Raw genomic sequence first — 25696 nt, forward strand, 5'->3', positions numbered from 1 at the left:
ATATAATGACTAATAGTTCATTTCTAAAGAAGTTAATCTTTGCCTTAAGTATTGTTTTTTTTGTATCGTGTGATAAAGATTTTAATGAATTAGGATCTGACATCGTGGGAGACGATGTTCATAGTGATATGATAAAGGCCGATGTAAATGTTGTTGCTTATGACAGGCCTACCGGGGCTGTGCAATCTAACAATCTTACCCTTAACCAGCTAGGAGTTTACGATAATCCAGTTTTTGGTAAAACAATTGCCCACTTTGTAACACAGCTGGAAATTCCTTCAGGCAGTGAAAACCCAACACTATACAGCCCTGTTATAGACTCAGTATATCTGTATGTGCCTTATTACAGTAAAGCAACAGGTTCTGAACTTGATGAGAGCGATACTAATAATGGTACAAGTACTCTTTATGAGCTTGACTCTGTTTATGGCAACCCTAATGCTAAATTTAATCTGAAATTATACAGAAACGGATTTTATCTTAGGGATACAGACCCGGGTGCTGCAGATAAAGTACAAAGATACTATTCGGATGATTTTGCAATGGTTGAGAGCCTTCTGGTGGGTGCACCTTTAGCAGAAAATGAAGCATTTACATTTAGCCCTCTTGAGGTTAAGCGTATAGCTAACCCTAAAGGTACAAATCCTGCAACAGGAGAACCGAATGCCGGTACTCCAAGGGTAGTAGAAAGGCTTGCTCCCGGTATTTTTATGAATCTTGATAAAGCTGCTATGCAGGATGCTTTGTTTAGTAATGCTAACAGGGGTAATCTTTTAAATAACAATATTTTTAAAAATTATTTCAGGGGTTTATATTTTAAAGTAGAGCAGGTAGGCAATGATGCAGTAATGGCTGTTCCTAAATTCTCTGAAGGTATAATAACCATAAAATATCATGATTATGAAATTGGTCTTGACGGGGTTCAGGGAACTGATATCCTTGATAAGACTATGACATTTAATCTCAAAACAAATACTATTAACTTTTACGAGAATACATATAAAGGCGATTTCAGCAGTGCTATAGCATCTTCAGATGCTGTAGAAGGAGACAGTCGTTTATATATTAAAGGCGGAGCCGGTTCTATGGCTATTATAAATCTGGTTGATGCCGGGCTTAATGCCCTTACAGAAGCTGCGCTTGGAGAAAGAATACTTGTAAATGAGGCTAACCTTGTTTTTTATGTAGACAATAACAGCGCTACAGGTATGGGGCAATCTGTGGCTGACGGCACAAAGCTTATTGCGCCATTAAGGTTATATCTTTATGACCTTGAAAACAGAAAGCCTGTGTATGATTATTATGCAGATGGTACTTCAAGTAATGCATATCCTAAATACAACAAGTATATTCATGGAGGGGTTATAGATACACTGGATAACGGAACGATAAGATATAAAATAAGGGTTACAGACCATGTTAATAATATTATTAAAGGAGACTCCATAAACCACAAACTTGGCCTTGTAGTTACAGAAAGTATAAATGTTGTATCTAACTATAAGCTTAAGACTGCTTTCACTGAAGGAGATACTGAAGTTAAAGAAATACCATTATCGGCAGTACAGCATCCTTTCGGAACTGTTTTATATGGAAGCAACGTTCCTGTTGGGGAACAAGATAAACGAGTTAAACTAGAAATTTTTTATTCTAAACCTAAATAGTCAGTTATATGTGCGGAATTGTAGGTTATATAGGTAACAGGGAAGCATATCCTGTAATCATAAAAGGGCTTAAAAGACTTGAATACAGGGGGTATGATAGTGCAGGAGTTGTGCTTTATGACGGCACTGACCTTAAACTTTCCAAAACCAAAGGAAAAGTGTCTGATCTTGAAGAAAGAGCAGAAAAAGAAATAACATTAAATGGTTCTATAGGGATTGGTCATACACGTTGGGCTACACATGGTGTGCCTAATGATGTAAATTCACATCCGCATTTATCCAATTCGGGTAACCTGGTAATAGTTCATAATGGTATTATAGAAAACTATGAACCGTTAAAAAAAGAACTTATAAAAAGAGGGTATACTTTTAAATCGGATACCGATACTGAGGTTCTTGTTAACCTTATAGAAGAAGTTAAGAAAAAAGATAATCTTAAATTAGGTAAAGCTGTTCAGGTGGCGCTTAATCAGGTAGTAGGTGCTTATGCAATTGCTGTATTTGATAAAGAAAGGCCAACTGAAATTATAGCTGCCCGTTTAGGAAGCCCATTAGCTATAGGTGTAGGTAAAGATGAATTTTTTGTAGCGTCTGATGCTTCGCCATTTATTGAATATACTTCTAATGCCATTTATCTTGATGATGAGGAAATGGCAATTATAAGACTGGATAAGCCTTTAAAAATAAGAAAAATTAAAGATGACTCTTTAGTAGATCCATATATTCAGGAGCTGCAGATGAATCTTGAGCAAATAGAAAAAGGCGGTTACGACCACTTTATGCTTAAAGAGATATATGAGCAGCCAAGTGTAATAAAAGATACTTACAGAGGAAGGCTTCATGCTAATGAGGGCCTTATTAAAATGGCAGGGGTTGAAGATAATCTTCAAAAATTCTTAAATGCCGACAGGATACTTATTATTGCCTGTGGTACTTCATGGCATGCGGGCCTTGTGGCAGAATACATATTTGAAGAATTTGCGCGCATACCTGTTGAAGTAGAATATGCTTCTGAATTCAGATACAGAAATCCTATAATTCGTCCTACCGATGTAGTTATTGCTATTTCGCAATCAGGTGAAACTGCTGATACACTTGCGGCAATAAAGCTTGCTAAAGAAAGCGGCGCATTTGTGTTTGGGGTTTGTAATGTGGTAGGATCTTCTATTTCAAGAGAGACACATGCAGGTGCTTATACACATGCAGGGCCTGAAATTGGTGTTGCTTCCACAAAAGCTTTTACAACTCAGATAACAGTACTTACGCTTATTGCGCTTCGTTTGGCAAAAGCTAAAGGAACCATGAGTAATTCCGACTTCCACAGATACCTGCAGGAATTGGAGCTTATACCTGAAAAAGTGCAGGAAGCATTACAGACAAATGATGTGGCACAAATGATAGCGGCTGTTTATAAAGATGCGCCAAATGCACTTTATCTGGGCAGGGGGTATAATTTCCCTGTAGCTCTTGAAGGAGCGTTAAAGCTTAAAGAGATATCCTATATACATGCTGAAGGTTACCCTGCTGCTGAAATGAAACACGGGCCAATTGCGCTTATAGATGAGCATATGCCTGTGGTTATTATTGCACCACAACAGGAGCACTATGATAAGATTGTAAGTAACATACAGGAAATAAAATCAAGAAGCGGTAAAATTATTGCCGTGGTAACAAAAGGAGATACGCAGGTTAAAGAATTAGCCGACCACGTTATCGAAATACCATCTACATCAGATGCTTTATCGCCATTATTGACTACAATTCCATTGCAGTTACTGTCATACCATATTGCAGTAATGAGAGAATGTAATGTAGATCAGCCGAGAAATTTAGCGAAGTCGGTTACGGTAGAGTAATCTGTTACAGATATTAAATATAAAAAAGCAGTTAAGAGTTTTCTTGGCTGTTTTTTTGTTTTTATCGATTAATAAAAATGTATTGAGCAATTCTTCGGGTGTCGGAGTGATAAATCAGCAATGGAGCTAAGGTCTTAACCAACATTTGGAAGCGTATTTTCAAATTTCCTCTTTTTTATTGAAAAAAATGCATTTTTGGTGTTGCATAATTCATGTAGAAAAAACTATCTTTGCACTCGGAAAAAATAGGTTTTTTCGGAAAACGTAAATAGCTGTTTAATAAATACATAAGCAATGTCTAAAGTAATAGGAAAAGTTGCACAGATCATCGGACCAGTAGTAGACGTGGTGTTTGACACCCAAAACGCTGAGCTTCCTAAGATCTATGATTCATTAGAGATCACTAAAAAAGATGGTTCAAAATTAATCCTTGAAGTACAGTCTCACGTAGGTGAAGACACTGTTCGTACTATATCAATGGACTCAACTGACGGTATGAGCAGAGGTCAGGAAGTTATTGGAACAGGTGCTCCTATCCAGATGCCAATTGGTGCGGATGTTTACGGACGTTTGTTTAATGTTATTGGAGACGCTATTGATGGTCTTGGCGATTTGCCAAAAGATGGTGCTAATGGATTACCTATCCACCGTCAGGCTCCTAAATTTGAAGATCTTTCAACTTCATCAGAAGTTTTATTCACAGGTATCAAAGTAATAGACCTTATCGAGCCTTATGCAAAAGGTGGTAAAATTGGATTATTTGGTGGTGCAGGTGTTGGTAAAACAGTACTTATCCAGGAGTTGATTAACAATATTGCAAAAGGTCACGGTGGTCTTTCTGTATTCGCAGGAGTAGGTGAAAGAACACGTGAAGGAAACGACCTTCTTCGTGAGATGCTTGAGTCTGGTATTATTAAATATGGTGATGACTTTATGCACTCAATGGAAAATGGTGGTTGGGACCTTTCTAAAGTAGATAAGCCTGGTATGCGCCAGTCTAAAGCTACATTCGTATTTGGACAGATGAATGAGCCGCCTGGAGCACGTGCACGTGTTGCGCTTTCAGGTCTTACAATCGCTGAGTACTTCCGTGACGGAGCGGGTGAAGCACAAGGAAAAGACGTTCTTTTCTTCGTAGATAACATCTTCCGTTTTACACAGGCAGGTTCAGAGGTGTCTGCACTTCTTGGTCGTATGCCATCTGCGGTAGGTTACCAGCCTACATTAGCAACAGAAATGGGTGCTATGCAGGAGCGTATTACTTCTACTAAAAAAGGATCAATTACATCTGTACAGGCGGTTTACGTACCTGCGGATGACTTAACTGACCCGGCACCGGCAACAACATTTGCCCACCTTGATGCAACAACTGTACTTTCACGTAAAATTGCTGAGCTTGGTATCTACCCGGCGGTAGATCCTCTTGATTCAACTTCAAGAATCCTTACTCCGCAAATCTTAGGGGATGAGCACTATAACTGTACACAAAGAGTTAAAGAAATACTTCAGAAATACAAACAACTTCAGGACATCATCGCTATCCTTGGTATGGAAGAGTTAAGCGAAGAAGATAAACTTGCAGTATCACGCGCACGTCGTGTTCAGCGTTTCCTTTCTCAGCCTTTCCACGTGGCAGAGCAGTTTACAGGTATCCCTGGTGTACTTGTAGATATTAAAGATACTATCAAAGGATTCAACATGATCATTGATGGTGAGCTTGACCACCTTCCGGAGGCTGCCTTTAACCTTAAAGGTACTATTGAGGAAGTGATCGAAGCAGGTCAGAAAATGTTAGCTGAAGCGTAATTGGTTGAGGGTTGATAGTTGATGGTTGCCAGAGGCTTCCGAATATCTACAACCAACAACTAAAATAACTAAAAGATATGTTATTATTAGAAATAGTATCTCCGGAGGGCCATTTGTTTAAAGGGGGCGTTACTTCGGTAACGGTTCCGGGTGTAGATGGTGAATTCCAGATGTTGAATAACCACGCCAGTATTGTTTCGATATTGACAGAAGGCAACATTAAGATAGCAGTACCTGATTTTAAAACGAACACCGAATTTTCGGCTAAGTTTGAAAAGTCAGACAAAGACCAGAAATTCCTTTTGCCAATAACATCAGGTACTCTGGAGCTTAAAGACAACAGAATTATTATCCTGGTAGGTTAATCTATCCATGAAATATAATTGAGAAGCCCTGCACATTGTGTAGGGCTTTTTTCTATGTATAATGCGTAAAATTACGTGATTGTAACACTGCTGATTTTGTATTTTTGTTTTAATAAAATACTGATGATGGCGAACCGTATAGTTTTGTTTTTTTTAATGCTTATTGCTGTAACTGCGTGTTCAACCACAGACAGTGATTATTCCGGTACTTATGTGAGTAAGGATGTGGTAAATATTGAAGCTATAAGGATTATGTATAGTAAAGGGTATTATCGTTTCTTAAGTACCAAAGCAAAAGAGGATACTTTAATACTCAGGCGGGATAGAACATTTATACATAGTAAGCTTTTATGCAATAAAGGCTTGACTAAATGGAGTGGTAAATGGTATGTTGACAAGCATAAAGTTGTTTTGGATTATGATGATAAAGACCGAAATGATATGATTTTTATAGCCGGATATAATCAGTTATACAGTATAAATAATATTGTAGCTCTAAAAACTAAAAAGTCTTATAAAAGACTTTGTTTACTTGAAAAGAGATAATTAAAAGGTAAATAAGATAATTAAATTAAGCGCGCATAATCCAGTGCCAATTATGTTTATTGTCATTATTGCTTTATCTTCAATGTATTTAGCATATTTTATACAAAATAAGTGATATATAAAATACAATGGTGTAATGTATATAGTTATTAAAAACAGGGGGAAACTACAATGAGGCTTTATATTGCTATCAGGAGTTAGATCGACGAACCATAAGTACATAAAAAATAAATATAGTACTGCTGTAGTAACTACATGAGTCTGCCAATAGTGAAAATATATTGCTACAAGTGCCACAAGAATAAGAAGCAATAAAAAAATTGATAATATAAAAAGGATCATAATTTATTTGGTTCATCACTTTCTTTAATATACTCCATAATATCACCGGGCTGGCACTCCAATACTTCGCAGATAGCTTCTAATGTCGAAAATCTAATGGCTTTCGCCTTGCCGGTTTTAAGTATAGACAGGTTGGCCGTGGTTATACCTACTTTCTCTGCCAGTTCATTAGAGCGCATCTTCCGTCTGGCGAGCATTACATCAAGGTTTATTATTATAGGCATGATTATATGGTTAGCTCGTTTTCTTCCTTAATAAATTCTCCTCTTTCAGCCATGTAAGACATTATCAAAATCAATTTACCAATAAGGTAAACAGCTAAAAATGAAGGTAACTGATCTTTTAAGGTGCTGAAATCAAAGTAATAAAAGCATCCTACTCCACAAAATAGCAGGTATTTTAGTTTAGCAAACATAATTATTGCTGTCCCTGCCTTTTTAAAGTCGGCACCTTGGGTAATGTAGAACATTTTACCTTTTTCTATATTATAAAGGCACATGTAAAATCGTATCAAACCATAAATAAGATAACCCAATAACAAAGCATAAACAATGCAAAATGTACCTGCAAACCAAATATCATTTTGGTACTCGTTCCAGGATATTGGTTTGAAGTACTCTGTCAGGCTATATTCTATTACTTTAAGGTATTTATGTGTAAAGATAGAATGTGCAGCTACCAAATGTAAGATAGCCCATGCTATTGCTAACATTATAGCACCTCGTAGTGTCAATAAAATTACATTTATATGATGTTTCATAATTAAACAGTTAAATCGTTTTTTTCTTTAATGTCTTTTGCCATTTGGAATACTTCAGACAAGACAAAAAAGAACAATCCAAGGCAGATGATGAATATAGATCCTGCAATAAAATTGAAGTCTATGCCTGACTGATTTCGTGACAGGTTATAAAGTACTGATCCGCCACCCGAAAGTATATAGCCTATTAAGATGCTTCTTCCAATAAGGCGAAAGTTTTTAATAACATCAAGGTTGAATATTCTCTTTTTTAAGAAAAGGTCCAGTGTTTGTTTAAAGATGTATAGGGCATAAATAAAAAAGGCAATACCCGCTATCACAAGTCCGGCAAAAGCTTTGGCAACAATCGGGGTGGCAGCCATTATTTCTCCGTTTATCTTAAACGGTATGGTGTGCGGGTATGTGAATGAGAGTACCCAAAAAGGCACTAAAAAAAACATAATAAAGAGTGATAATGCGAACAAAATTTGTACCAGTGCATGTAGAATGATTAAACGTTTCATTGGTTATATAGTTAAGTCGTTTTCAAGTTTAATGTTTTCTCCCTTTTTAATGATGTCTGCAATTACTATCAGTACAAAGCCAACAAACAGGAGTGTTATATTATATCCGAGTTCATAAGTAAAATCAGAAAAAATATTTTTTTAGTATCTATTCCGGTGTGTGATGAAGAGAGAATTTTAAATTTAGTCATTGGTTCAGGTATTATGGTAGCGCAAATATAAATAAATTATTGAAAAACAATAATTAATATCCCTTTTTCAATACTATTTTTTTGTTTATAGGTTTTTAAAACATAGTATTTTTGGAGTATGAGAACCTTTCCGAAATCATTACAGAATAAATTAGCATCGCGGGATGAAGCTGACGCATTACGAAAACTGCCTGCGCCGAATAGCAGGATAGATTTTTCGTCTAATGATTATCTGGGTTTTTCTAAATCGGAAGAAATCTTTAATGCATCGCATAACTATTTGGTTAAAGCCGGTATAAATAGTAATGGTGCTACAGGTTCACGCTTAATATCCGGAAACCATAAATTATATAAGGATACCGAAAATGCTATTGCAAATTTCCATAAAGCTGAAAGTGCTCTTATTTTCAATTCAGGGTATGATGCTAATTTAGGTCTGTTTTCATCTGTACCGCAAAAAGGCGACATTGTTTTGTATGATGAATACATTCATGCGTCAATACGTGACGGAATGCGCCTCTCTATGGCTAAAAACTATAAGTTTGGTCACAATGATATTGTCGATCTTGAAAGGTTGCTTAAAAAGGCTGAAATTGAGAATAGGGATAGAGAAATATATATAGTTACCGAATCGGTTTTCTCTATGGATGGTGATACTCCTGACCTTTTGGCAATGGTACATCTTGCTGAAAAATACAATGCCCGCATGATTGTAGATGAGGCTCATGCATTGGGGGTATTTGGAGAGAATGGGGAAGGGCTTTTACAAAGCCTTGCTTTAGAAAACAGGGTTTTTGCCAGGATTATAACCTTTGGTAAAGGTCTTGGCTGTCACGGAGCCGCTATAGTAGGTTCTTTACAGTTAACACAATATCTGGTTAATTTTGCCAGAAGCTTTATATATACTACAGCACTGCCGCCTCATTCGCTTGCTACCATACTTACGGCTTATAGCTATCTTGAGCAGGATAAAAACAGCAGGCAATCTTTAAAAAAGATAATAGACTTTTTTACTGCCGAGGTTAAAAGACTGCAATTGCATAGTTTTATATATAGCGAATCGGCAATACATTGCGCGGTGGTAAAAGGCAATGCAAAGGTTAAAAAGGTAGCTTTTTCACTTCAGCAAAACGGATTTGATGTAAAACCTATACTTTCACCCACGGTTCCGGAAGGGGAGGAACGCTTACGTTTTTGCCTGCATGCCTACACTACCCAGCAACAAGTTACTGCTGTATTGCAATTATTGTCTATTCACCTTTCTTTATAATTTTTTTAACCTTAGTGTCATTTTTGGCATCTTTTGCCTTTTCCTGTTGCGCTCTTTTGGTTCTGCGTTCCCGCTTTTTAAACCAGTTGCTGTCTTCTTCACCAAAAAGGTAGGCGTAGGGCTGGGTGTCGGGACTCAGTTCAAATAGTTTTTTAAGTATTGCAATAGTAGGAATAATGAGTATCATGCCGGTTATACCCCATATAGCACCGCCTATAAGCAGGCCTATAAAAGTAATAAGTGCATTAAGATTCACATTGCTTCCTGTAATTTTTGGGGTTAAAAAAGCACCTTCTAATAACTGTATAAAAGTAAAAGCCACTAGAATTGCTATCGGGTAAAACAGGCTGTCTTTAGTCATTAATGCAAAAGTAAAAGGTAATATTACTCCTAATGATGGCCCCAGGTAAGGTATAATATTTAGCATACCTGCTAATACGCCAAAAAATATGGCATGTTTTATACCCAATGCAAACAGCACTGCTGTATTTACTACAGCTAAGATAGCCATAACTTTTCCTGCCCCCATTATATATGCATGTACAATTTTTCGGATAGAGGTAAGTTTATCCAGCAAAAATGTATTGTCTTGCTTACTAAATACTTTTGTTACAAAAACCGCAAGGTGGTCACGGTATATGAGAAGGAAAAAAATAAAAACAGGTAGTAAAATAACATCAGAAAGCATTCCTATTGTGCTAAAAATAAGCTTGGTAGGCGATGGATCTTCGGGTTGTACTATTTCAACAGCCTTTTTCATTTCAAAGCCTCTTGACATACCTAAATCAACCCCGAAATGTTTTGCAAGCCAATTATTTCCCTCTACAATGAAGGAATTTATTTTGTCGGTCAGTCCGTCGCCCAGATCTTTCATAAAACCATTTACCTGAAGGTAAATAAAAAATAATATAGCGCCAATAAGGGTAATAAATATAAATAGGCAGATAGCGGCACTTACAGAGCGTGGTATTTTACGCCGCTCCAGTGTATTGCAGGCAGATGTTAACAGCATTGCAATATAACCTGATATAAGTAGCGGTACCAGAAGTTGTTTGGCAATTATCATAACAAAAACAATTATAATAATCAGGAGGGCAATATATACTGATTTGATATAATTTGGTACGCGTAGAGTTTCCATATAAGGTGGAATAATGTTAATTTTTTAAATCTTAGTAATCAAAATTAGTAATTATGCATTCTCTTATTGGTAATATTATATTAAAATTATAACGATAATTTAGTAAATGTTTAATTGGTGGCTTTAAACTAAAATGATGCTGATTGATTTAGTAAGTTTGTAAAACTTAAATAAATTGAGAAAAATTGCTGCTTTATATATTATATCGCTGCGAAAACTGCATAAATGAATTTGAAATAAAATGAAATTATTTATTACCGGTATAGGCACCGATGTTGGTAAAACTGTTGCATCGGCAATAATTACCGAAGCACTTGAAGCCGATTACTGGAAACCAATACAGGCAGGAGATATTAATGACTCCGATACACATAAGGTTAAAAAATATATCTCTAACAACAAAACACGCTTTTTTGAAAATAGTTATCTGCTAAATACTCCTGCGAGTCCCCATTTAGCAGCCGAAATAGATGGGGTTGAAATAAACTTAATTTCAACAAAGGAGCCTAAAACCAAAAATCATCTTGTTATTGAAGGCGCAGGAGGCTTATTGGTTCCTTTAAATACTACTGATACGATTGCCGACCTTATAAAACCCGAATATAAAGTTGTTGTGATATCACGCCATTATTTGGGCAGTATAAATCATACGTTACTAACTATCGAGGCTTTAAAACTGCGAAATCTTTCAATTGGGGGTATTGTATTTAACGGAGATGCTTTGCCATCTACAGAAAACATTATACTTCATAAAACAGGTTTGAAAATGATTGGGCGTATTGAAAATGAGCCTTATTTTGACAAGAATGTTATTAAAGAATATGCCGATGAATTTCGTGCAGAATTATTAAATATATGAGTTTACAAGAACGGGATGCCCAATACTTATGGCACCCTTATACACAACATAAAACCGCCGCAGTACCTATTGGAATTACAAAGGGTGAAGGTGCTTTATTATGGGATGAAAACGGAAAACAATATATAGATGCTATTGCATCATGGTGGGTTAACCCTTATGGGCATAGTAACAAATATATTGCCGATGCGATATACAAACAGCTTACATCATTAGAGCATGTGCTTTTTGGCGGATTTACACATGAACCAGCGGTGGTTTTGTCTGAAAAACTGATGACAATACTGCCTTCTAATCAAAAGAAATTGTTTTTTTCCGATAATGGTTCTACTGCTGTAGAAATTGCTATTAAGGTTGCTTTACAATATTATTACAATAAAGGAGAAAAACGGACTAAGATCATTGCTTTTGAAAATGCTTTTCATGGCGATACGTTTGCTGCTATGGCTGCAAGCGGAATTTCGTTTTTTACAGAAGCTTTTAAGGGTTCTCTAATTGAAGTGGTTCGTATTCCTGTACCGGAAAAAGGGAAAGAAGAAGAAAGTTATGTGCTTCTAAGGGAATTAGCTGAAACCAATGAATATGCAGGCTTTATTTTTGAGCCACTGGTTCAGGGAGCAGCAGGAATGGTTATGTATGAGCCGGAAGCCTTAGATGTGCTTATAACTATATGTAAAGAAAATGGTGTTTTTACAATTGCTGATGAAGTAATGACAGGATTTGGAAAAACCGGGAAAAACTTTGCCTGTGATTATCTTACCCAACGCCCTGATATGATGTGCCTTTCCAAAGCATTGACAGGAGGTGCTATCCCCATGGCTATAACTACTTTTACACAACAATTGTATGATGGCTTTTATGATGAGGATGTGAATAAAGCACTTTTTCACGGACATACCTTTACTGCCAATCCTACGGGTTGTGCGGCAGCCATAGCCAGCCTTGATTTGTTACAACAACAGCAAATGCAGGATAATCTGGTTCGTATTAATAAAAAGCATCTGGAGTTTAAAGCAAAAATGGAAAAACATCCCAGAGTTAAAACTACCAGGGTTCTGGGAGTTATTTTTGCTTTAGAGATTGAAAGGGAGAGCGAAGAATATTATGGTAGTTTCAGGAACAGGCTTTACGATTTTTTTATTGCTAATGGTGTTATCTTGAGACCTGTTGGGAATATTATCTATGTACTTCCCCCTTACATAATAGAAGATGAACTTCTTGAAAAAATTTACAATACAATACAGGAAGCGATAGAAACAGTAATGTAAAGACGCTGCTGTCTTTTACTCTATGTTTTTAGCGTATTTTTGCACAAATATTTTTTGCTTTGTCAACAACAGTTTCCATAGTTTCTATTTCCTCTTTTTCGCCGCTTGGATCATCAACTAAAGAGGTTTGGAATAACTATTCAGATACAGCTACCTTAATGCACGATTATAAACTGGGAGAGAAAATAATCCCTGTTGCTGCTTTAACCATAAAACAAAGGGAACAGGCAGATGCATTAAAAACATTTGATACAAAATATAATTCTCTTGATAATTCAGTATTGTATTCAATTCTTGCTTCAAGAATGGCAGTTGAAAATGCAGGCTGGACAGAAAATGATGTTTTTGGCATTAATATAGGCTCCTCTCGCGGAGCTACAGATTTATTTGAAAAGCATCATAGTGAATTTCTTGAAACAGGTAAAACAGGCATTCAGGCTTCTCCTGCTACTACCTTAGGTAATATATCCAGTTGGGTGGCTCAGGACCTTAAAAACTCAGGGCCCGAAATTTCACATTCTATTACATGTTCTACTGCCCTGCATGCGCTGTTAAACGGGGTAGCGTGGCTTCGTGCCGGTATGGCAGACAAATTTCTTGTAGGAGGAAGTGAAGCTCCGTTAACACCTTTTACTGTAGCGCAAATGCAGGCCATGAAGATATATAGCTCCTTAAAAGGCGAGTATCCTTGCAGGGCATTTGATTTTGAGAAAAAAGCTAATACCATGGTATTAGGCGAGGGAGCTGCTTCTGCATGCCTTGAGCCAGGTAAAAAAAGTAACGCCTTAGCTTATATAGATGGTATTGGATATGCTACGGAAACCCTTAAGCACAGTGTTTCTATATCTAATGATGCTGAATGTATGCAAAAATCGATGCTTATGGCGCTTAAAGATACCCCATTGGAAGAGGTAGATGCTATAGTTATGCACGCACCGGGTACGGTTAAAGGTGATTTATCTGAATATACGGCAGTACAAAAAATATTTGGAGAGAACATGCCATTGCTGACTACTAATAAATGGAAAGTGGGGCACACTTTTGGTGCTTCGGGATTATTAAGCCTCGAATTTGCGGTACTTATGTTACAAAATAATCATTTTATCGGAGTTCCTTATATAAATAGGTTTCCAACACAGGATAAGCCGTTGCGTAAAATTCTTGTAAACGCTGTAGGTTTTGGAGGTAATGCAGTAAGTGTTTTAATATCAAGGTAATTAGCTATAAAAATAGAATCCCGGCTACTACCCCGGGATTCCGCATCCAACTAAAAAATTACTAAAACATTATGAGACTTGCCCATAATTACTTTTTCCTTTAAGAATATCTTTATTTAATTTATGAATGTGTAAATTAAAAACTTATGTTAAAAACTTTTTGCAAATATATTGATATATAATGATTTGCAAAGGTTTGAGATGTTTTTTGCTAATAATTCACATCTACAGCTATATATTTATATATTAGATATTTATAGTTTAATATTTCAGTTATTATCTTCACATAAATTAATGGTAGACTATAAATATGATAATTTGATTTCTATGTATTTTTTAAAGCTAAAAAGCTTATTTATTCTTTTTTGTGTATAAAAAAATGTTTTTATACTTTTATTTTTGCATTTTTAATAAAAAGAAAACCCCGCTAAAAATTAACAGGGTTATCCAACTAAAAAATTTACTAAAGAATTATAAAAGACCTTACTCAATTATAATTTTCATAAACCGATTTACGGTTTGCCCTTTAGGCTGTATTTTAAAGAACTTGTATGCCTTGGTATCACTGCACTAATATTTTTTTAGTAATAATAACACCATTGGTCAGGGTGATGTTTACAATTACTACCTGTTGAACATTTAATATATCTGTTACATATTTTTGCAACTCTATATTATTTTGTTCGTAAATCTTTTTTCCGGCGATATCATAAACAATTACAGATTTTATACTTTCAGAAGCATTAATTGTAATTTGGTGATTATCACTATAAATATCTGCATTTTCAGATTGCGAGTTTGTTAAACCGGCCGTAGTGTCATAAACAACTTCAAAACGGTCTTCAAAAGTTCCTGCCTCACTGATAAATGTATAAGGTCCGGCATTCAGGTTGTTTATAGAACCATTAGTATGGTCTTTTATATAAACATGCTGTCCGTTAGCAAAAATACCATCCATATGATCAAGAGCCAATTGATATGTACCTGCAACATTAGTTTTAAATCCTAATTTTACTATATCTGTAGTATCAAATTCCTGACGTGCCTGTATTGCAAGTTTTGAAGTTTCACTAATAGAATAAAGTGTCACACCACCGTCAAGAATTGTTTCCCCATCCCATCCATTATCAAATTCGTTAGATGCTATTGATGAATAACCTATAAGTGCCTGGGTAAATACCCCTTCAGCGGTAACATCCAGCCAAAAACGGCTCGCATTTACTTCTTCATCATCTTTTTGAGAAATAGTTCTGAAAAAACTTTCAGAATTTACCATTTCTCTCATGCTGTTATTAAATACAAGATTCTGACTACAGGTTGATTTCACCATAAATCCCTGTCCTGTATTTAAAATTCCTTCTTCATGAAGTTCAAAAGGATCCTGTATTGTATTGTTTTCAGGATCGGGGATTGTGTTTGACTGATAGCCAAATTTTGTAATAACACAATAGCTAGATTTTCCGGGATCATCCGTTTTTCTCCACAGCCATAAAGTTCCGGTTATTACATCGCTATTGGCATCAATAAATTTTGCAATATTAATAGGCGATGGATATGGATTGCCTACTGAATTATAAGAAAGGTTACTATTAATATAATCAAGCGGTATGGAAATGTCACCTGTATTTGGTGTGCCGCTAAAACTTCCTTCCCATATTGAAGGAGTTGTAGGATGAGTTTCTTCGGTTCTTATTAAATATCCTTTAGCATTTTGAAAAGTTGTTGCTGCCGGATCTGATATTAGGTTATAAACATTATCGAAGGTAAAAAAGGTATAAAAGCGATTTATCATTGTTTCAGGTGAAAAATCAAGCAAAACCTGTCCGCTTACCGGTGAAGACCACAATGTAAAGTCATCTTTTTTAATGAGTGATGAGTTTCTTTTGATAGTAACGTTTCCTGTATTTTCCTGGCCTTCAGTTTGGATAAGATTACTCCCGCTTTCAAAAACCAGTTCACTATTATTGGCCACGTGAACATTATGAACAATTACTGCATTGGAATTTTGTGAAAAATTGACATGTGCTCCTCCTGTTACAAATAAGGAGCAGGCAGTAAATGTACCATTTGTATAAGTATAATCACTGCTTATAATAGCATCTTTTTCTGCGGTGGGTTCACCATTAGTCCAAAACATTCCATTCCATGTAGTATGCGTATCGCAATAAGAACCTGGATTCTGCGAGTGCATGTAAAATGGCAATAAAAACAGTAAATACAAGTGCTTTTTAGCAATTATACTTAGCTGGTAAAATAAAGTAGTCATGGGGGCTAACTTTTTATTAAATCAGACTAATAATGATACTAGTTAAATCTAGTTTTAAATAAAATGTTGGGAATAGAAGATCTTTTGGGGGCAAAAAATCAACTATAAATTCAATCAGAGATAAACTCTGCCAGGGTCGCTAATAATATAAAACGGGGGCAAATTTTATATTATCAAAAATTCAGAAAAAGCATTTTGCCATTGGGGGCACATGGCAAAACAAGAAATTAATTTTTTGGTATCTGTTTTATATTATTTGTGTTTTAAATTTTTTAGTTGAGTAGCAAGTAGGTTTAAATGTAAGGGTAACTATTAACTTTCTACAGGGACAAAGTAATGGTAAAAAAAGTAAACATTAACAAAAATTTAATAGACAAAGTATAGACAGTAAGAATTTTATGATTTTGACACGTATTGAAAATCAAATACTTACAGATTAAAATTAAAATTAATAGATGAAACGCATAGACAAGGGGTTATAATGCCAAGAATTTGAAACATTTTTTTGAAGATGAAGTAGTGAGGTTTTTTTGTAGGGCTATTAAAATTCCATTAGCAATTTCTCAAAATCATCCTCGTCATTCATTCCTATTTTTTTCTTTATTCTATACCTTTTTGTAACTGCACTCTCATAAGAAATCTGTAAAAGTGAAGCTATTTCCTTATAGGATAAATTCAATTTTAACAATGAGCAAAACTGAATATCATTTTTAGTAAGCATTGGAAAGCTGGAAAGAAGTTTGCTTTCAAAGTCGGGATTAGCATTTTTAAAGCGTACTTCAAATTCTTTCCAGTAATCTTTTTGACGTGTTAATAGTTTAAGTTCTTTCTTAACATCGCTTAATTCAGTAAAAGATGTATTATCAAGTTTATCAATTACTGAATGAAGGTTGTCATAATAATTTGCCATTTGCAGAGCCATAGAGGTTGCTTCCCTTTGTTTTTCTTCTATTACTTGTTTTTGTGAACTGCTAAGCTCCTGCTCAAGAATATTTTGTTGTTTAAGAAATTTCTTTTCGGTTTCTATAGATTTTAATTCTTCATGTTGTAAACGGTTTTTCAGCCAGTAGCCACGCAATAAAAGTAATATAAGAATTATTAAAGCAATGCTTGCAAAAATGTACATGAGCATTAGCCTTTTTTCTGTTTCTACTTTTTTTATCAGTGATTCATTATGGGTGGCAAGTGCCATATTTTTTTCCCGTTGAAATTCAGTCTGAAATTTTGCCTGCATTTCGTTTAATTTCTTGCTATAGTCAAGCATTCGTAATGTATCACAAAGCAGCATTGCCCTTTTATAGGCATCAGAACTTTCTTTCCAGTTTTTGTTAGCCATATATAGTTCTGCTATAGTCCTTTCATATTCATACCTTTCACGGGCATAACTTTTAAGATAAGCTGGTGAATTTCTAAATTCCGTGATTATTTTAATAGCTTCATTATATTTTTTTGCCTCATTAAGTACTCCAATATAATTGCTTATTATAAGCATAGAGTATTTTGATTTTTTTTGAGAAAGCAATTGATATGCCTTCTGGTAATGATTTAATGACTTTTTAGTATTACCCTTTAAGTCTTCTATATAGGCTAGTTTTGCATATATTACAGCTTCAATTTCTTTATCACCGGATTTTTGTGCGTAGGGTATAATGTTAACAAGCAAAGTATTGGCTTTATTGATCTGATCAAGCTCTATAAGATTTTCCGTATAATTTATTGTTGCTACTATATATACCTTATTTTCTTTATCGTCTTTATTTTTAGCTAAATATTCTTCCAGTAAATCGGCTGCAAAACCATAGTTGTTACTTTGCAGATAAGTACCGGCAAGTGTAACCTTAAATAAGCCCAGATAGCAATTATCATTTTTTTTCTTAAGTATTTTTATACCTTTTAAAATATTATCTGTGGCTTTCTCAATATCATCTTTGTATAGATATGCTGCGGCAATAGCATGATATATGTGCGCTTTATAAATATCATTGCCATATTTGTCATTTAGCTCAAAAGCTTTATTGCTCCATTTTAAGGAAGTGTCAAAACTGCCCATAATATTATACTCTGTTGCCAGGTTAACCATAGGAGCAATTTTTTTGGCAGGATATTTTTTGAGCAGGGCAAGTGCTTTTTTAAAACATATTATGGCAGAGTCCTGATTTCCTGAGAAGTCATAATATAACCCTGTTATATTATATGCCTTGGCTAACAAAGTATCGTTAACATTTTTTGATTTTAAAATACCGGCATACCTGTTTTTTTCTTTTTCAGCGTGCCTGAGGTTTTTATAATCTGCCTTAAACCAAAAATTTTTATAATTACATTTTTTGTCCTGTGCAGATACGCCAGAAATTAATAAGAGCATACACAGGCAAAAAATATCTTGCAGTTTAAATTTCAGTAAGAATTTTTTCAAATTCTGCATCATCATTAATTTCCATTTTCTTTTTTATCCTGTACTTTTTTGTGATGGCGCTTTCATGCGATATTTGTAAAAGCGTAGCAATTTCTTTATTAGATAAGTTTAATTTAAGTAATGAGCAAAATTCAACATCATTTTTTGTAAGCCTGGAATAACGGTTGGTTAATGTGTGCCCAAATTCCGGGTGCAGGCTGTTAAAGCGGGTTTCAAACTGTTTCCAATAATCCTTTTGCTTTATAAGTGATATTAAATCTTTTTTTAATTCATTAGTGCTTTCAAATTGGCCACGCTCACACTTCTCAATAATCTCGTTCAGATTATTTTGATAATTTGCCAGCCTTAAAGCAGATGATGTTAGTTCACGCTGTTTTTCTTCAATAACTTCTTTTTGGGAACTTGCATACTCATGTTCATAAGCCTGCTGTTGTTCAATTAAATTTTTTTCGGCATTTATTCTTTTAAGGGCTTCATTTTGCAGTCGGTTTTTAAGCCAGTAGCTGCGAAGGAATAATAGTACAATAATACTTAAAAAAATACTTGCAAATACATAAAGCAGGGTAACTTTTGTTTTAATTTCTTTTTCTTTCTGCAATGATCTGTTTTTAGCTTTAAGCACAAGGCTTTTTTCGTGCTGCAGCTGCTTTTGCAGTTTTGCCTGTAATTCATTTACATAGTTTTGATTATTAGCTTTTGCTATTGAATCTTTTGTCTTTACAATACTTATTAGCCCTGTAAGTGCTTCTTTATTATTGTTGGTATTTTTATATGTTTCTGCAGCGGCCACATCAAAACGCAATTTATCTTCAGAATTTACCCTGTTAAACGTAGGTGTTTTTTTTGTAGATTCAATTACTTTAAGAGCTTCATTATATTTACTATGCGCATTAAGAAACTCTATAAATTCAGCTCCGATCACTACTGTATTAAGAGAGTTCTCCTTTAAAAGAATCGTATATGCCGCTTTAAAGTTTTTATAAGCCGCCTCATCATGTTCTTCAAAATCGTCCAGTCTTGCAAGTTTGGAATAGGCAATTGCCAGGTGTTCTTTATTCTTTATTTTTTGCAACTCGCCAATTGCTTCTTTTAAGGCTCTTTTTGCGTTCTCTACTTCGTCAAGATGTATTACGCATTCAGCATAGTTTATTAGTGTCAGCGAGTGATTTACAATATCGTGGTTTGCTTTAAATATTTCGAGGCATTCTGTATACAGATCTTTTGCAAAAGTAAAATTTCGCATTTTCATATATGTATTTGCCAGTTTTTGGTTCATATTTACCAAATTGGCATTATCATCTTCATTTTTAAGAATAGCAATACCTTTTAGCAAACACTCTATAGCTTTATCATACTCCAGCATAAACTGGTAATTAGACGACATATTGCTATATACCGTGGCTTCAAATGTTTTAAGCTTTAACTTTTTGCTTAGCTCCAACGCTTCATTAAGAACTTCAAAAGAAGCATTATAATCTCCTTTGTTTCGGTAAGCAACAGAGATATTCATGAGCGGCATTGGTTTTAGGCGGGGGTAATTTTTAAGCGATACCAGAGCTTTTTTATAATAATAAATAGATGAATCTGTTTTACCCGTATTGCCATAATAAATACCATAAATATTATAAACCGTCCCTTTAATACTATCGGGAAGGTTTTTTTGGGAAAGAGCATATTTTATATAATATCTGGTACTGTCTGGCGAAGAGTAGATGTATTTTTTAATTTTTGCTTCTACAGCTTTATAATTAAATGTGCCTTCCTGGGCATACCCTGGTGATAGAAATAAACACAGCAATAAAAGAAGTAGGCTTGATTTTTTCATACTACTAGATTTGCATAAGAAGTTTTTCAAATTCGGCATCATCATTAATTCCCATTTTCTTTTTTATCCTGTATTTTTTAGTAATCGCACTTTCATGCGAAATTTGCAGCAACGATGCTATTTCTTTGTTAGAAAGATTAAGCTTTAAAAGTGAGCAAAATTCAACATCATTTTTTGTAAGCTTTGGAAAACGGCTCGTGAGCACATTTCCAAATTCAGGATGTAATGTATTGAAGCGTATTTCAAATTGTTTCCAGTAATCTTTTTGCTTCATAAGCAATTGCAGCTCTTTCTTAATATCATTTATATTAAGGTTGGCGTTGGCGTTGCATTTTTCTATGATCTCGGTAATATTGTCCTGATAGTTGGCCATTCTTAAAGCTGTAGAGGTAAGCTCTCTTTGTTTTTCCTCTATAATCTCTTTCTGTGAGTTTATTAACTCCTGTTCGTGTTCCTGCTGTTGCTGAATCAGGTCTTTCTCTGTTTCAATAGATTTAAGCTCTTCATTCTGTAAACGGTTTTTAAGCCAATACCCCCTTAAAAAGAGAAGGATAAGTACAATTATAGCTACGCTTATAAAAACATATAAAAGCATAAGCATTTTTTCTGTTTTCATTTGATTTTGCAAAGCTTTATTGTTTGCTTCCAGCGCCAGGTTTTTTTCACGCTGCAGTTCGGTTTGAAATTTGGCCTGAATTTCCTGCACTGCAATTTCCTTTTGTGCACTGGCAATAGAATCCATAATTGTTATAGTGTTCTGATAAGCTTTTATAGCTTCTTTATCATTATTAGTGGCTTTATAAGTTTCCGCTATTGCATTTTGGTAGCTAAGCTGGTCTTCCTTATTGGCGTTTTTAAATTTTTTGGAATTTTCTATAGTTTCTATAACTGCCAGTGCTTCTTTTGAATTATTGAGTTTATTAAGATAGCTAATATATGTTCCACCCATACCAACTACCCTTACAGATTTAGCCTTTAGCAAACTATTTACAGCGCTTTTATAGCTTGCCAATGCCTGATTTTTCTGTTCCAATATGGCTTCCAGTTCGGCTATTCTAAACTCACAAATACCTATAAGTTCTTCGTCACCATAAGTTTTAAGTCCGGTTTTAGCTTCTGTAAGTGCTTTTTTTGCCTCACTATATTGTTTAGTATGGGTGAGCGCATCACCCAGGTTAAGTAATGTTATGTAGTAATTTTGCTGTAAACCGGAAGCTTTAAATTCGGTCAGGCACTCGCGATACAAATCTATTGCAAATTTATAATTGCGTTTTGCCAGATAAGTACTTGCCAGTTTCTGTTTTACCGTATAAAGGTCTTTCCTGTTATTTACAGATTTGTAAAGATCAATAGCCTTTAACAAATAATCTACAGAACGCTCAAAATTGGTCATGTAATTATAGTTAGTAGCCAGCTCTCCATATGCAGTAGCAAGTCCATCATTATTTTTTAGCTTTTTCTGAATAGCTACTGCCTCATTTAGGAGTGAAATAGAGGTAGTGTATTCACCTTTATTTCTATACCCTATTGCAAGGTTCATGAGGCTTTTTACTTTAATTTTTGGGTATTCTTCTAAATACTTAATAGATTTTTTCATGTAATATATTGTAGAATCCGGTTTGCCGGTCATTCCATAATATATACCGTATAAGTTATAGGTTTTACCATAAACTGTATCATGAATATTATCCTGGGCAAGAGTTTTTTTAATTATTGCTAAGGCTTTTTCAGGACTTGAATTAAGCTGTTGTCTTGCATTTATTTCTGCTGCTTTAAAATTGTAGCTTTTACTTTGCCCAAATGATAATGCACAAATAAACAGAACTATAAAATGTAGCTTTTTTACCATAGCATTATATACATTAAATTAGCAAATTATCTGGGGATATTATACAGGCAATTTAACAAAATTTTATAAATTTTGTATTGTGTAAACAGTCAAAAATGTTATGAAATTGTGTTTATCTTTTCCTGTACGAGATTACTTTCATAACCTTTACGCAGTAAAAAGTCCATTACTTTTTTTTTCTTTTTTAGCAGGTTGCTTTCTCTTACATTTTCCCATTGCTTGTCTGCTAATAAATGAAAAGTTTCCAGGTATTCTTCGGCAGGTATTTCCTTTAAAGCTGTATCTATATTATATTTAGATATATTTCTTGCTTTAAGCTCATTTATTATTCTTCGTTTGCCCCAATGCTTTATTCTAAACTTTCCGCGGGCAAAACTGCACGCAAAGCGCTCTTCATTAAGAAAATTGTTATCAAGTAAATGTATAACTATAGCATCTATAGCCTGGGGTATCATATTCAGGCTTTTTAGTTTTTGTATAACTTCGTCATGGCAACGTTCCTGATAGGCACAATAATGCTCCATTTTTCGTTGTGCTTCTTCTACGGTGTACGATTTATACATTTTCTTTTATTAGAGGAAACAAAGGTAAAAAAGAAAATCCCATTATGTAAGGGGATTTTTTCTCTGTTAAATGGGTAATTTTAAATTTTTATGTGTATTTACTATAGCCTGTCTGTTTTTATAATCTATCCATGACTGGCCTTTGTATTTTCGCATAATATTGTCAAAATTTCTCATAATAAATACATTATAAGCGGCTTTGCCAAGATTTGATATTTTTCTTGGAAAAGCTCTCAGACTCATTGAGAAGCCGGGTGTAATATATTTCATGTAATGCCAGTAACCTTCCGGCATATATAGCATTTCTCCATGTTCAAGATCGGCAACCAATCCTCTGGCGTGTTTAAGTGCCGGCCATTTTTCAAAATCAGGATTATCAAAATCTATGTCTTCTCTTGAAATAAGGGCATGCGGAACTTTATATAAATAAGGAGTTTGGCTGGGTTCAAACAATATGCAGCGCTTTTTACCATGAAAATGAAAATGCAGAATGTTTGAATAATCTATATCATAATGAATAAATACTTTTGAATTTTCTCCTCCAAAAAACAGCATTGGTAATTGTTTTACCAGCTTAAGGCCAATATCAGGCCATTTAAAATCGTTTTTAAGTGAAGGCACTTCCTTCATTAAATTATATAAAAAAATTCTGTAGTTTGTAGGTTTAGATAACAGAAGGTCAATATAATCGGCCATTTTCATCTTAGCATGAGCTTCATTAAACCCATCTTTATGAGATACCGGCCTGTCATCATATAAGGGAACTATTTTATTTCCTGCAATATCTTTTATATAATTAAGCTTCCATTTTTCATAAGCTGGCCAGTCGTGCGTTAACTGCTCTACTATAACAGGCTTTTGTTTTCTTACATAATTGTTAAAAAAATCTTCTTTGGTAATGGTTTTTACGCGTTCAATTTCTGTCAGATGTAACGGCATCAGATAAGGATTTTAGCTTAGGCAAAATTACTAAAGCGTTATCTAATTGTAAAACAAGGTTTTCTTAAATTTTTAAATTATGTTAATATTATTTTTCAACTGGTTGATTGTTAGATATAAAAAAGCACCTGCCGAAACAGGTGCTTTTCAAAAATATAGTTGTGTTTAAAATTATTTCTTTACAATAATAAATTCTATTCTTCTGTTTAATGCGTGTTGTTCTTCCGTACAGTTTTCGCCGCAGTCAATTTTTGGCTGGCTTTCACCATAACCCTGACCTGACATCCTGCTGCTGTCTATACCTTTTGACATAACATATTGAACAGTAGCTTTTGCCCTGCGGTCAGATAATGCAAGATTATATTCCGCACTACCTCTGTTATCGGTATGGGCTTTTGCCATAATAACCATATTAGGCATAGACTTCATTAGTTGCACAAGCTTATCAAGCTCTGCAGCACCTTCAGGGGTTATGTTGCTTTTATTGTATTCAAAATAAATTTCTTTTAGTTTTACTTCATTGCCAACAATAAGTACCTCTACAGGAGTAAGGTCTGCAGTTATGTTAATAACACGTTCTTTTGTTTTTGCAATTGGAAAAGTATTTTGAAGATAGCCGTCTTTTGAAGCCTGAATAACATACGCCCTGTCGCAATCTACATTGTAAGTTACTTTACCTTCGGCATCTGCAGTAGTGGTTTCTATAACATTATTCCTGTCATCCAGTATAGATACAGTTGCGTTGGCAAGCACCTTGCCTGTTTTGGCATCTTTTACCTGTACAATAGCTTCTACACCGCAAATTGGTATAGCCATATACAGATTGTCTTTTCCAGCTTTATTACTGGAAAAGAACCCAATGTTTTTGGTGTTATTAAAACTAAATGCAAAATCGTCCTTAGATGAGTTTACCGGAAGTCCAATATTCATTGCATCAGTGCCTTTATTAAGGTCTATCATAAAAATATCCATACCTCCAAAACCTTTTCTGCCTTCAGAGGCAAAGAATAGTTTATTGTCATCGGTTATATACGGAAAATTTTCCCTTCCTTCGGTATTCACTTTTGGTCCAAGGTTTTCAGGTTTACCGTATTTGTTGTCACCCAAAACTTCTACTTTCCAAATATCTGTGCTGCCTCCTTTAGATCCTGGCCTGTTCGAAGCAAAATAAAGTGTTTTACCATCTTTGCTTACAGAAGGGTTTCCTGTAGAATATTTTTTTTCATTAAAAGGAACAGGTTTTACATTACCCCATTTTCCGTTTTCTTTTGTAGCCACAAACAGGTAAATAAGTCCGGTTCTTTGTCCCGGCGTATCTTTTTCAAAACTTCCTTCCTTCCAGCTTTCACTGGCAAAATACATGGTTTTTCCATCTCCGGTTACTGTTACCGGGCCATCATGCCATTTGGTATTAAGGTCTGAAAGGGGAGTAGGCTCGCTTAAAGTTCCGTTGTCATTGTATGTGGAAGTATAAATATCCATATATGGTTCTTCATTTCTGCCATACGTTCTTCTTGCCGTATTTCGCGTGCTTGCAAAGTAAAAAGTATTATCATCAGTAACAAAACCACCAAAGTCAGCATACTTATCATCGTTTATGTCCAGTATTTTTTCGTCATAAAGTTTTGTCTGTGTTTTAAGCTTGGGTAAATAATCAGGGTCCTGGTTAAAAAGTACAGCTCTTTGATCCTGAGGTGCCATTGAAGCAAATTTTTGCATCTGCTTATTAGCCTCTTCATATTTACCTTCTACCTTAAGCATTTGTGCATAACGATAGTAGGTCTCGGCATCCTGCTGTTTCAGGTCTATGAGCTTAGCATACCATTTGGTAGCTTCTTTGGCATTAAAAAGGTTATAATAACTATCTGCAATTTGTTTGTACACATAAGGATCTTTACCTTTTGAAGCAATTTTCTCGTATGCCTTAGCTGCATCAAGGTATTCAAATTTAGCATATAATTTATCTGCCGATTCTGTGTCTTTATTTTGTGCAGCCAATGTTAATGTCATTAGCAGGCTTAAGGATATATATATATATTTCATGTTCTGTTCG

General features: G+C 34.8%; 20 protein-coding genes. 9 read left to right on the top strand and 11 right to left on the bottom strand.

Translation table 11 applies throughout. The features are described 5' to 3' along the window. Positions 1-5: 5 nt before the first annotated feature. The 5 genes from NHE85_RS06925 (at position 6) to NHE85_RS06945 (ending at position 6237) form a co-directional block, all read left to right on the top strand. Complete coding sequence (locus tag NHE85_RS06925) at positions 6-1664, top strand: DUF4270 domain-containing protein (protein WP_252811013.1); 1659 nt, start codon at positions 6-8, stop codon at positions 1662-1664. An 8-nt stretch (positions 1665-1672) separates the two neighbouring features. Further along, positions 1673-3520, top strand: a complete 1848-nt coding sequence (gene glmS, locus NHE85_RS06930; RefSeq protein WP_252811015.1) for a glutamine--fructose-6-phosphate transaminase (isomerizing) — start codon at positions 1673-1675, stop codon at positions 3518-3520. A gap of 294 nt (positions 3521-3814) precedes the next feature. Continuing rightward, entirely contained in the window at positions 3815-5326 is a 1512-nt protein-coding gene (gene atpD, locus NHE85_RS06935) for a F0F1 ATP synthase subunit beta (protein ID WP_252811017.1), read from the top strand. Between the two features lie 77 nt (positions 5327-5403). Beyond that, positions 5404-5691, top strand: coding sequence for a F0F1 ATP synthase subunit epsilon (locus NHE85_RS06940; protein ID WP_252811018.1), 288 nt, complete (start codon positions 5404-5406; stop codon positions 5689-5691). A 123-nt stretch (positions 5692-5814) separates the two neighbouring features. Continuing rightward, positions 5815-6237 carry a hypothetical protein gene (locus NHE85_RS06945; protein ID WP_252811019.1) on the top strand — a complete coding sequence of 141 codons (423 nt, stop codon included), beginning with the start codon at positions 5815-5817 and terminating at the stop codon, positions 6235-6237. A 338-nt stretch (positions 6238-6575) separates the two neighbouring features. On the opposite strand, the gene NHE85_RS06950 is transcribed toward NHE85_RS06945, so the two are convergent. The 3 genes from NHE85_RS06950 to NHE85_RS06960 are packed head-to-tail and all read right to left on the bottom strand — an operon-like array spanning position 6576 to position 7842. Next, positions 6576-6803 carry a helix-turn-helix transcriptional regulator gene (locus NHE85_RS06950; RefSeq protein WP_252811020.1) on the bottom strand — a complete coding sequence of 76 codons (228 nt, stop codon included), beginning with the start codon at positions 6801-6803 and terminating at the stop codon, positions 6576-6578. Positions 6804-6805: 2 nt separating this feature from the next. After that, positions 6806-7339, bottom strand: a complete 534-nt coding sequence (locus tag NHE85_RS06955; protein ID WP_252811021.1) for a hypothetical protein — start codon at positions 7337-7339, stop codon at positions 6806-6808. Between the two features lie 2 nt (positions 7340-7341). After that, entirely contained in the window at positions 7342-7842 is a 501-nt protein-coding gene (locus tag NHE85_RS06960; protein ID WP_252811022.1) for a DUF2975 domain-containing protein, read from the bottom strand. Between the two features lie 309 nt (positions 7843-8151). Here NHE85_RS06960 and NHE85_RS06965 point away from each other — a divergent pair, with 309 nt between their 5' ends. Further along, positions 8152-9303, top strand: a complete 1152-nt coding sequence (locus tag NHE85_RS06965) for an 8-amino-7-oxononanoate synthase (protein WP_252811023.1) — start codon at positions 8152-8154, stop codon at positions 9301-9303. Here NHE85_RS06965 and NHE85_RS06970 read toward each other — a convergent pair. Further along, positions 9284-10444, bottom strand: a complete 1161-nt coding sequence (locus NHE85_RS06970; RefSeq protein WP_252811024.1) for an AI-2E family transporter — start codon at positions 10442-10444, stop codon at positions 9284-9286. The genes NHE85_RS06965 and NHE85_RS06970 overlap by 20 nt on opposite strands. Positions 10445-10685: 241 nt before the next feature. On the opposite strand from NHE85_RS06970, the gene bioD reads away from it, so the two are divergent. The 3 genes from bioD to NHE85_RS06985 are packed head-to-tail and all read left to right on the top strand — an operon-like array spanning position 10686 to position 13788. Continuing rightward, the gene (gene bioD, locus NHE85_RS06975; protein WP_252811025.1) at positions 10686-11303 is read left to right on the top strand and encodes a dethiobiotin synthase; all 618 of its coding nucleotides are present in this window, start codon (positions 10686-10688) and stop codon (positions 11301-11303) included. Beyond that, on the top strand, positions 11300-12571 hold the full coding sequence (bioA, locus tag NHE85_RS06980) for an adenosylmethionine--8-amino-7-oxononanoate transaminase (protein WP_252811027.1): 1272 nt from the start codon (positions 11300-11302) through the stop codon (positions 12569-12571). Before bioD ends, bioA begins: the two co-directional genes overlap by 4 nt. Positions 12572-12630: 59 nt before the next feature. After that, positions 12631-13788, top strand: a complete 1158-nt coding sequence (locus NHE85_RS06985) for a beta-ketoacyl synthase N-terminal-like domain-containing protein (protein WP_252811028.1) — start codon at positions 12631-12633, stop codon at positions 13786-13788. A 562-nt stretch (positions 13789-14350) separates the two neighbouring features. Here NHE85_RS06985 and NHE85_RS06990 read toward each other — a convergent pair. From NHE85_RS06990 to NHE85_RS07020, 7 genes are all read right to left on the bottom strand, one after another. Then, positions 14351-16054, bottom strand: a complete 1704-nt coding sequence (locus tag NHE85_RS06990; RefSeq protein WP_252811030.1) for a T9SS sorting signal type C domain-containing protein — start codon at positions 16052-16054, stop codon at positions 14351-14353. 541 nt (positions 16055-16595) lie between these two features. After that, positions 16596-18416: a hypothetical protein gene (locus NHE85_RS06995; RefSeq protein ID WP_252811032.1), complete on the bottom strand. Its 1821-nt coding sequence runs from the start codon at positions 18414-18416 to the stop codon at positions 16596-16598. A gap of 25 nt (positions 18417-18441) precedes the next feature. Continuing rightward, positions 18442-20292 (bottom strand): tetratricopeptide repeat protein, encoded by a 1851-nt coding sequence (locus NHE85_RS07000; protein ID WP_252811034.1) that lies wholly within the window; start codon positions 20290-20292, stop codon positions 18442-18444. Positions 20293-20296: 4 nt separating this feature from the next. Continuing rightward, positions 20297-22141 (bottom strand): tetratricopeptide repeat protein, encoded by a 1845-nt coding sequence (locus NHE85_RS07005; protein WP_252811036.1) that lies wholly within the window; start codon positions 22139-22141, stop codon positions 20297-20299. 98 nt (positions 22142-22239) lie between these two features. Continuing rightward, positions 22240-22704 carry a regulatory protein RecX gene (locus NHE85_RS07010; protein WP_252811038.1) on the bottom strand — a complete coding sequence of 155 codons (465 nt, stop codon included), beginning with the start codon at positions 22702-22704 and terminating at the stop codon, positions 22240-22242. 66 nt (positions 22705-22770) lie between these two features. Further along, a complete protein-coding gene (locus tag NHE85_RS07015; protein ID WP_252811041.1) occupies positions 22771-23643 on the bottom strand; it encodes a cupin-like domain-containing protein in 873 nt (290 codons plus the stop codon). A 171-nt stretch (positions 23644-23814) separates the two neighbouring features. Continuing rightward, entirely contained in the window at positions 23815-25686 is a 1872-nt protein-coding gene (locus tag NHE85_RS07020) for an OmpA family protein (protein ID WP_252811042.1), read from the bottom strand. Between the last annotated feature and the right edge of the window lie 10 nt (positions 25687-25696).

Source organism: Flavobacterium sp. NRK1, assembly GCF_024054175.1.
GTDB lineage: Bacteria > Bacteroidota > Bacteroidia > Flavobacteriales > Flavobacteriaceae > Flavobacterium.

Coding starts and splice junctions, on each gene's coding strand:
- NHE85_RS07005 (WP_252811036.1), bottom strand. CDS start 22,141: ATGGTAAAAAAGCTACATTTTATAGTTCTGTTTATTTGTGCATTATCA.
- NHE85_RS06970 (WP_252811024.1), bottom strand. CDS start 10,444: ATGGAAACTCTACGCGTACCAAATTATATCAAATCAGTATATATTGCC.
- atpD (WP_252811017.1), top strand. CDS start 3,815: ATGTCTAAAGTAATAGGAAAAGTTGCACAGATCATCGGACCAGTAGTA.
- NHE85_RS06965 (WP_252811023.1), top strand. CDS start 8,152: ATGAGAACCTTTCCGAAATCATTACAGAATAAATTAGCATCGCGGGAT.
- NHE85_RS07020 (WP_252811042.1), bottom strand. CDS start 25,686: ATGAAATATATATATATATCCTTAAGCCTGCTAATGACATTAACATTG.
- bioD (WP_252811025.1), top strand. CDS start 10,686: ATGAAATTATTTATTACCGGTATAGGCACCGATGTTGGTAAAACTGTT.
- NHE85_RS06945 (WP_252811019.1), top strand. CDS start 5,815: ATGATGGCGAACCGTATAGTTTTGTTTTTTTTAATGCTTATTGCTGTA.
- NHE85_RS07000 (WP_252811034.1), bottom strand. CDS start 20,292: ATGAAAAAATCAAGCCTACTTCTTTTATTGCTGTGTTTATTTCTATCA.
- NHE85_RS06995 (WP_252811032.1), bottom strand. CDS start 18,416: ATGCTCTTATTAATTTCTGGCGTATCTGCACAGGACAAAAAATGTAAT.
- NHE85_RS06990 (WP_252811030.1), bottom strand. CDS start 16,054: ATGACTACTTTATTTTACCAGCTAAGTATAATTGCTAAAAAGCACTTG.
- NHE85_RS06925 (WP_252811013.1), top strand. CDS start 6: ATGACTAATAGTTCATTTCTAAAGAAGTTAATCTTTGCCTTAAGTATT.
- glmS (WP_252811015.1), top strand. CDS start 1,673: ATGTGCGGAATTGTAGGTTATATAGGTAACAGGGAAGCATATCCTGTA.
- bioA (WP_252811027.1), top strand. CDS start 11,300: ATGAGTTTACAAGAACGGGATGCCCAATACTTATGGCACCCTTATACA.
- NHE85_RS06955 (WP_252811021.1), bottom strand. CDS start 7,339: ATGAAACATCATATAAATGTAATTTTATTGACACTACGAGGTGCTATA.
- NHE85_RS07010 (WP_252811038.1), bottom strand. CDS start 22,704: ATGTATAAATCGTACACCGTAGAAGAAGCACAACGAAAAATGGAGCAT.
- NHE85_RS06950 (WP_252811020.1), bottom strand. CDS start 6,803: ATGCCTATAATAATAAACCTTGATGTAATGCTCGCCAGACGGAAGATG.
- NHE85_RS06960 (WP_252811022.1), bottom strand. CDS start 7,842: ATGAAACGTTTAATCATTCTACATGCACTGGTACAAATTTTGTTCGCA.
- NHE85_RS06940 (WP_252811018.1), top strand. CDS start 5,404: ATGTTATTATTAGAAATAGTATCTCCGGAGGGCCATTTGTTTAAAGGG.
- NHE85_RS07015 (WP_252811041.1), bottom strand. CDS start 23,643: ATGCCGTTACATCTGACAGAAATTGAACGCGTAAAAACCATTACCAAA.